Source organism: Actinoplanes solisilvae (assembly GCF_003999975.1).
Taxonomy (GTDB): Bacteria; Actinomycetota; Actinomycetes; order Mycobacteriales; family Micromonosporaceae; genus Actinoplanes; species Actinoplanes solisilvae.
The window spans coordinates 1-894 of the sequence record NZ_RJAC01000089.1 but is presented as its reverse complement, the minus strand read 5'-3'; the positions used below and the strand labels follow the sequence as shown (position 1 = coordinate 894).

Annotated in this window: 1 rRNA gene; it reads right to left on the bottom strand. The window is 44.0% G+C overall.

Annotation, left to right across the window (positions count from 1 at the left end):
* Positions 1-894, bottom strand: a 16S ribosomal RNA gene (locus EER30_RS49640); the annotation flags it as partial.

Sequence of the window (894 nt, the reverse complement as noted above, 5' to 3'; positions counted from 1 at the left end):
CGGGCGAACTCTAGTGATAAATCCTATTCGTATTGGCCAGATAACTCAACATTCTAACTACGAGCGTTTTAATTTCAACAACTTAAACATACGCTCTTGGAGCTGGAATTACCGCGGGTGCTGGCACCAGACTTGTCCTCCAATCGCTACTCACGCGACTATTTAATTCGCATCCATTTCGATACCAACGGAATAATCCGTTAACTCGATATATCTCGTCACTGTCTCCCTTTCATTAGGATTGGACAATTTGCGCGCCTGCTGCTGTCCATGGACATAGTAGCCGTTTCTCAGGCTCCTTCTCCGGAATCGAACACTAATTCCCCGTACCCGTAAATGCCATGTGAGTCCATTACACTCACAACGGAGCTGATGGGTCAGAGCCGCAAGAAGCAGGTCGACGGGCATTTTATTTGGTTCTCTCTTCTCCATTGGATAGTAGGTTTGCAATTCGATCCTCGCTTTGTTTCCAAAACATGGACCCTACAAGAAGAAGACACAACCTGCCCCAATTCGATCTCGCGTTAGCATGGTTCACCTGAATTCCCCTTCCTTTCGAAAAAGATAATTCCCCTACTGTTAATAGGGCTGCCAACGCGCGAGCTACTAAAAATTGCTTTCTAATCGCTCGGCAAGTATTAGCTCTGGAGTTACCACAGTTATCCTTATTATCGTCTCAATTTTTCCAAAATTTGAAAAAATTTCAACACATTTCCACTCCGTAGCTTAGCACTGTTTTAATGAGCCATCTGCAGTTTCGTTGGTCCAGGAAAACAAATACAAGTCGAAAAAAAGAACAAAAGCCCCTTTCCCCTTCCTATATTCATCAAACCTGCAACTGAACTTTCACATGCATGGCTTAATCTTTAAGACAAGCATATGCTACTGGCAGGA